The organism is Frankia sp. CoWAU3 (assembly GCF_977971855.1).
In genome coordinates this window covers 5217-12612 of record NZ_CDWWXB010000097.1, presented here as the reverse complement: position 1 = coordinate 12612, position 7396 = coordinate 5217, and the positions used below count along the sequence as shown (strand labels likewise).

General features: G+C 71.6%; 5 protein-coding genes. 4 read left to right on the top strand and 1 reads right to left on the bottom strand.

Features of this window, described 5'->3' with window-relative positions:
* The first annotated feature begins 116 nt into the window (after positions 1 to 116).
* The 3 genes from AC08ON_RS10570 (at position 117) to sucB (ending at position 4961) form a co-directional block, all read left to right on the top strand.
* Positions 117 to 1727 carry a leucyl aminopeptidase gene (locus AC08ON_RS10570; protein WP_476608459.1) on the top strand — a complete coding sequence of 537 codons (1611 nt, stop codon included), beginning with the start codon at positions 117 to 119 and terminating at the stop codon, positions 1725 to 1727.
* A 296-nt stretch (positions 1728 to 2023) separates the two neighbouring features.
* The gene (lpdA, locus tag AC08ON_RS10565) at positions 2024 to 3406 is read left to right on the top strand and encodes a dihydrolipoyl dehydrogenase (RefSeq protein ID WP_476608458.1); all 1383 of its coding nucleotides are present in this window, start codon (positions 2024 to 2026) and stop codon (positions 3404 to 3406) included.
* Positions 3407 to 3434: 28 nt separating this feature from the next.
* Entirely contained in the window at positions 3435 to 4961 is a 1527-nt protein-coding gene (gene sucB / locus AC08ON_RS10560) for a 2-oxoglutarate dehydrogenase, E2 component, dihydrolipoamide succinyltransferase (RefSeq protein WP_476616868.1), read from the top strand.
* 27 nt (positions 4962 to 4988) lie between these two features.
* On the opposite strand, the gene AC08ON_RS10555 is transcribed toward sucB, so the two are convergent.
* Positions 4989 to 6677, bottom strand: a complete 1689-nt coding sequence (locus AC08ON_RS10555) for a protein kinase (protein WP_476607854.1) — start codon at positions 6675 to 6677, stop codon at positions 4989 to 4991.
* A 210-nt stretch (positions 6678 to 6887) separates the two neighbouring features.
* Here AC08ON_RS10555 and AC08ON_RS10550 point away from each other — a divergent pair.
* Positions 6888 to 7396, top strand: a 509-nt coding sequence (locus AC08ON_RS10550; protein WP_476616869.1) for a peptidase E, incomplete at its 3' end; no start/stop codon positions are given.

The following is a 7396-nucleotide window of genomic DNA, read 5'->3' as shown; positions in this document are numbered from 1 at the left end:
CTCCCGCTAGTGTCCGGCCGGCACCGGTCGAAACGACCGCGGGCCTGGCCTCCGGCCACCCGCCGGTGGGGTCCGGCTCCCCGTCGGGAAGACCTCCCGTTCAATACGCTCACTGCATGACCACCATCGTGCCCAGTGCCGCCGCTCTCGCCGATCTCGATGTGGACGCGGTGGTGATCGCCACCGCCACCGGCGACGAGGGGCTCCTCGTAGCCGGGGGCGCGGCGGACCTGGACGCCGCGCTCGGCGGCAGGCTGACGCAGGTGCTTGCCTCGCTGGGCGCGACCGGCAAGGCCGGCGAGACGGTCCGCTTCGCCACCCTCGGTACTGTGCCCTGCGCGACGGTTCTCGCGGTCGGGCTGGGCCCCCTCGCCACGTCGTCCACGCCGATGTCCTCCACGCCGATGTCCTCCACGCCGATCGGCACCGAGGCACTACGCCGGGCGGCCGGGGTCGCGGTGCGCTCCCTCGCCGGGACCGCGCGGGTGGCCGTCGCTCTGGCGGCCGCGCCGGGCGCGGTCACGTCGGAGTCGGTGCGGGCCGTGGCCGAAGGCGCGTTGCTCGGCACCTACTCCTACGACGGGCTGCGCACCACGTCGGCGAACGGCCGCCCCCGCCCCGTCGAGGAGCTGACGGTGCTCGTCGACGAGCAGAGCCTCCCGACAGCGGAAGAGGAACTGCGCCGGGCCACCGTCGTCACGGATGCGGTCACCCTGGTCCGCGATCTGGTGAACACGCCGCCGAGCCATCTGTCCCCCGCCCTGCTCGCCGACATCGCCGTCGAGCGGGCCACCGCCGCCGGCGTGACGGTCGAGGTCCTCGACGAGGTGACGCTCGCCGAGGGCGGCTTCGGAGGCCTGCTCGGTGTCGGCCAGGGATCCGCGAATCCACCGCGGCTGGTGCGGCTGGAATGGCGCGGCGGTGGATCCGAGCGGCCGGCGCTGGCGCTGGTCGGCAAGGGCATCACCTTCGATTCCGGGGGGTTGTCCCTGAAGCCGTCGACCTCCATGGAATGGATGAAGACCGACATGGCGGGCGCGGCCGCGGTGCTCGGCACCGTCATCGCCGCGGCCCGGCTCAAGCTCCCGATCACTCTCACCGGCTGGATGCCCTGCGCGGAGAACATGCCCTCGGGCGACGCGATCCGCCCCTCCGACGTTCTCACCCTGCGCGGCGGCACCCGGGTGGAGGTGCTCAACACCGACGCCGAGGGCCGGCTGGTGCTCGCCGACGCCCTCGTCCGCGCCAACGAGGAGTCACCGGACCTGATCGTGGACGTGGCCACCCTGACCGGCGCACAGATCGTCGCCCTCGGCCACCGGACGAGCGGACTGATGGGTCGTGCGGCCGCGGTGGACGCGGTCTCGTCGGCGGCGGCCGCCGCCGACGAGAGCGTCTGGCCGATGCCCCTTCCGCCCGATCTGCGCAAGGGACTGGACTCGACGGTGGCCGACATCGCCAACGTGCCACCGGGAGGCAACCGAGACGGCGGCATGCTGGTCGCCGCGCACTTCCTCGCCTCGTTCGTCCCCGAGAAGGTGTCCTGGGCGCACATCGACATCGCCGGTCCCTCCTGGAACGGTGGAGAGCCCTACGGCCACACCCCCAAGGGAGGCACCGGCATGATCGTACGCACGCTCGTCCAGCTGGCGCAGGACCGCGCGACGACGACGGCCTCCCCCGGTTCGGCCACCGGTTCCCCGGCTGAGTCCCCGGCCGAGGGCTGACCTGCGGGGGAAGGTAGGTACACAATAGTTGCTGGCGCCTCACGCAATGCAGCACAGTCACGCCCATCCGAGCGGCAGTGGGCTCACGACGTGAAAGACTGGCATCCGGTTGCCGTGGCTGGGCGAGCCGTGGCCTGACGCTCCTGCTTCGGCGGCCGCGCTCAGCGGTGGGAACGCCGTCGGGGGCGGCGGCCAACCGCGTCACCGGCTTTGTCACTCAACGTAGCAGACGCTACTAGTAACGCTCTCGGCACCACCGGCAAGACCACAGGATTCAACGAGAAGGGACCCCTGGCGTGGCGAATTCAGCGGCCGGTCCCGTCGACCTGGTCATCCTCGGTGGCGGCAGCGGCGGATACGCCGCCGCGCTGCGCGCCGCGGAACTCGACCTGAGCGTCGTTCTGATCGAGAAGGACAAGCTCGGCGGCACCTGCCTGCACCGAGGTTGCATCCCGACCAAGGCGCTGCTGCATTCGGCGGAGATCGTTGACAACATCAACGAAAGCGAGGCCTTCGGGGTTCGCTCGACCCTCGACGGCATCGACATGGCCGCAGTCAACTCCTACAAGGACTCGGTCATCGCCGGGCTCTTCAAGGGGTTGACCGGCCTGATCAAGTCCCGGGGGATCGAGGCCGTCGAGGGATTCGGCCGGCTGGTCTCCCCGACCGCCGTGGCCGTCGGCGACCGGGTCATCGAGGGTCGGCACGTCCTGCTCGCGACCGGTTCCTATTCCAAGACCCTGCCCGGCCTGGACATCGACCACGACAAGGTCATCACCAGCGATGACGCCCTGACCCTCGACCATGTGCCGGCCTCCGCGGTGGTACTGGGCGCCGGGGCCATCGGATGCGAGTTCGCCTCCGTCTGGCGGTCCTACGGGGCCGAGGTGACCATCGTCGAGGCGCTGCCGCACCTCGTCCCGCTCGAGGACGAGTCCAGCTCCAAGCTGCTGGAGCGTGCCTTCCGCAAGCGCGGCATCAAGCAGCATCTCGGCGCGCGGTTCTCCGGGGTGAAGTCCACCGACCAGGGCGTGACGGTGTCCCTCGAGAACGGGACCACCATCGAGGCCGAACTGCTGCTCGTCGCGGTCGGTCGTGGACCGGTCTCGGAAGGTCTCGGCTACGAGGAGGTCGGCATCGCGACCGACCGCGGCTATGTGCTGGTCGACCGTCAGCTACGCACGAACATTCCGACCGTGTCCGCGCTGGGCGACCTGCGGCCCGGGCTCCAGCTCGCCCACGTCGGCTTCGCCGAGGGCATCTTCGTCGCCGAGCAGCTTGCCGGGCTGGGCCCGGTGCCGGTCGACTACGACAACGTTCCGCGGGTCACCTACTCCCACCCGGAGGTGGCCTCGGTCGGCCTGACCGCCGCGGTCGCCAGGGAGCGGTACGGCGAGATCAAGACGGTCACCTACAACCTGGCGGGCAACGGCAAGTCCCAGATCCTCAGGACCTCCGGTGCGGTCACTGTGATCGCGGTCCCCGATGGTCCGGTGGTGGGCGTGCACATGGTCGGCGACCGGGTCGGCGAGCTCATCGCCGAGGCTCAGCTCATCACCAACTGGGAGGCGTTCCCCGCCGAGGTCGCCCAGCTCATCCACCCGCATCCCACGCTGTCCGAGGCTCTCGGCGAGGCGCATCTGGCGCTGGCCGGCAAGCCCCTTCACGTCCACGGTTAGCGGGCACCGCCCTGGATCGTGCCTGCCCGTGCCACCCCCGCGGCCCGATCCGCCCAGGATTCAGGCCACGCCAAGCATGAGCGCCTCCGGCCGGCCGCCCGCGCGGTGCAGATGCCGGACGCGACAAAGGAGTCGTTCCAGCATGTCTGTATCTGTCACAATGCCCCGGCTCGGGGAGAGTGTCTCCGAGGGAACCGTCACGCGGTGGCTGAAGCAGGAGGGTGAACGCGTCGAGGCCGACGAGCCACTGCTCGAAGTCAGCACCGACAAGGTCGACACCGAGATCCCCGCCCCCGCCTCCGGTGTCGTCAGCTCGATCAAGGTCGCCGAGGATGAGACCGTCGAGGTCGGCGTCGAGGTCGCGGTGATCGACGACGGGTCCGCGGGTGGCGGCACCGCACCGGCGCAGGCCACGCAGGCGCCCGCCGCGCCGGAACCCGAACCGGCGCCGGAACCCGTGAAGCCGGCTGCCGCGGCACCGCCGCCTCCGCCCACTCCGGCGCCCGCACCGGCACCCGCACCCGCACCGGCGTTCGCTCGTCGGCCGGAGCTCACCCCGGTCCCGGCCCAGACCCCGGCCGCCGCCAACGGGAACGGCGGCGGCATCGGTCGCTACGTCACCCCGCTGGTGCGCAAGATGGCCGCCGAGCTCGGCGTGGACCTGGGAACCGTGGCGGGAACCGGGCCGGGTGGACGCGTCACCAAGCAGGACATCCAGGACGCCGCGCGGCCGCGGGACGCGGCTCCCGCGGCGCAGGAGACTCCCGCGCCCCCCCCCACAGCCCCGACAGCCCAGACAGCCCCGGCCGTGGCCCCGACCGGCGCTGCCCCCGTCCGCGGCCAGACCGAGAAGCTCTCCCGCCTGCGGGCGTTGGTCGCTCGCCGCATGGTCGAGTCGCTGCAGATCAGCGCGCAGCTCACCACCGTGGTGGAGGCCGACGTCACCCGGATCGCGCGGCTGCGGGACCGGGCGAAGAGCGGCTTCCAGGCTCGGGAAGGCGTCAAGCTGTCATTCCTGCCGTTCTTCGCCTTGGCGACCTGTGCGGCGCTGCGTGAGTTCCCGCAGCTCAACTCCAGCATCGACGTCGAGGCGGGCACGGTCACCTACCACGGGGAGGAGAACCTCGGCATCGCCGTGGACTCCGAGCGTGGGCTGGTCGTGCCCGTCATCCACAACGCCGGCGATCTCAACCTCATCGGACTGGCCCGCAAGATCGACGACCTGGCGAGCCGCACCCGGGCCAACCGAATCTCGCCCGACGAGCTCGGCGGCGGCACCTTCACCCTGACGAACACCGGCAGTCGAGGCGCCCTGTTCGACACTCCGATCATCAACCAGCCGCAGGTGGGCATTCTCGGCACCGGCATCGTGACGAAGAAGCCGGCCGTCGTCGACGATCCGGAGCTGGGCGAGATCATCGCTGTTCGTTCGACGGTGTACCTGTCCCTCACCTACGACCACCGCATCGTCGACGGTGCCGACGCGGCTCGCTTCCTGGCCTTCATCAAGCACCGGCTGGAAAACGGAGCCTTCGAAGCCGAACTCGGCCTGTAGCCCGGTCACGGCCGGCTGACCGTCCGGTCAGCCGGCCGTGACCGGGACGTTCTCCGAGACCCGCCAACCGGAGCCGGTACGGATCAGGGTGAGGTCACGTCGTTCCGGCGACTTCGCCGCCTGATGCGCCAGCACCTTCCCCCCGGCGTCGAGGAAGTCGTAGGCGTTCAGGCGTTGGGTGACCCGCAGCACGGTGCGGTCCGGTTCCTCGACCCGGACCTTGAGATCGAGGATGTCGCTGCGCAGTGCCGAGGCATGCGCCCCCCTCGCGACCACCTGCCTCATCAGCGCGATATCCGAAGCGTGCAGCTCACTACCCGCGGCATCAGACTCCGTCAGGAGGCTCTCGTCAGCCCGCTCGAACGCACGGCTGCGCGCGGTGTTCAACTCGGCGAGTACCGAACGCCAGACCTGCTCGGGCGACTGGTTGGCGACCGGCGACGCCGTCGGTCCCCGCCCGGCCGCGGAGGCTGCACCGGTTGGTGGCGCGGACGTCCCGGCCGCGCCGGGTGCATCGTCCTTCTCCGGGCTGGCCAACAGCAACGCGACGGCCGCCACGACCACCAGCAGGCCCAGCCCGGCGGTCACCGGGAACAGCAAGCGCTGGCGGCGGGCTCCCACCCGACGCGGTCGGCGCGCGGAGGTCGGCCGGGTGCTCCGGCCCGGGGAGCCCGAGGCGGTCGTGTGCCCACGCGGACCTCGCTGCGTCCCCTGGCCGCTTCCGGTGGATCCGCCGGAACGCGGTGACCGCGGCCCCGGAGCAGCCGCACCCGGGGTGGCCAACCCCTTGCCCCCGGAGCCCCGACCGCCACCGCGGGCGGCCTTCCGAGGGTTGGTCGTCGCACGGGTCGATCGTCGGGGCGGTGGCGGCAACGAGTCGAGCAGCTCCGCGGCGTTGACGGCCGTCGCTCCGGTGATGGCCCGGTCGGGCTGGGCCGGATCGTCGGGCGGGTCCACCCAGGGGATCGCCGGCAGGGTGTCGGTCGGCGAGGGACCGCGCCGCGCCGCGCCACCCGGCTCGCCGCCGCCCGCCTCGCCGCCGCCCGCCAGGCGGACCGGGAGCGGAGTCGCACTGCGGGCCAGCGACGCGGCGAGTTCCAGGGCGCTCGGTCGCCGACGCGGGTCGTCGATCATGGCGGTCGCCACCGCCACCGCCACCGCCACCGCGGCCGCGTCTGGCCCGGTGGCCTCACGCATCGCCCCGAGCAGCAGAGTGGCCAGGTCATGGACGTCCGCGGACGCGGCCTCGGGTGGAATCGGATCCGGTCTGGCGGCGTCGGCCAGCGCCGCGACCCCGAGCCCGATCAGAACCGGACGCCCGTTCGGCTCCAACAGGATGTCCGCACGCTCGAGCCGGCCATGCACGACGCCGACGGCGTGCGCGGCGGCCAGGGCCTGCGCGATCGGCAGACCGATCGTGACGACCTCACCGGGGTCCAGGTCCCCGCGGGCGGCGAGCAGCCGCGCGAGGCTGACACCGCCGACGACCGGCTCGGTGATCAACGCCAGGCCCTCCGCGGTCGGCAACACCGCCACGACCGGCACCAGATGGGGATGCTCCAAGTCCACGAGGGCCCGGGCCGCGATGACCGCCGCGGAACGCAGCACCGGGTCCGGCGCCAACCGCACCCGCCGCACCACGCACTCGATTCCGGACTGGTCGAACTGACCCGACCAGAGCTCTCCAGAGCCGGCGTCCCGCAGGCGGGAACGCATGCTCACCCCCGGGACCTCGGGTACGCCGCCGACGCGCCGGGCCGGCCTGTCCGCGGAATCGTCGGTGAAGGTCACAAGAAGCGACGCTAGGCTCAAACCGGTCCGGTCTGCCTACCTCTTCGTCCGGTTGTGGATAACTTTTTACGATCCACCGCGGGGTATGCGATCGACGACCGTCACATGCGACAGCCTTCAGAGAGCGACGAACCCGTGCAGATCCTCGCTACCAGCGGTGGCTTCCTTCCGGACGGCCGCTACGGAGCCAAGGTCGGTCCCATCCTCCATCACGCCATCAGTCTGTCCGCAGCGGGCGCACGGCCCCGGGTCTGCCTGCTGCAGACCGCCCTGGGCGACGACCAGGCCGCCTACGCCCGCGGGTATGCGGCGTTCAACCGCGACCGGCCCGACGTGCTGCTCTCCCACCTCACGCTGTTCCCGATACCGAACATCGCCGACATCCGCGCCCATCTGCTGGCGCAGGACGTCGTCTGGGTCGGTGGGGGCAGCGTCGCCAACCTGCTCGCGGTCTGGGCCGTGCACGGGCTCGGTGAGATCTTCCGCGAGGCGTGGGAGACGGGGGTCGTGCTCGGTGGAGTCTCCGCCGGTTCACTGTGCTGGCATGTGGGCGGCACCACCGACTCCTTCGGCCCGGCTCTCCGCCCGGTGACGAACGGCCTCGGCTTGCTGCCCTTCAGCAACACCCCGCACTACGACTCGGA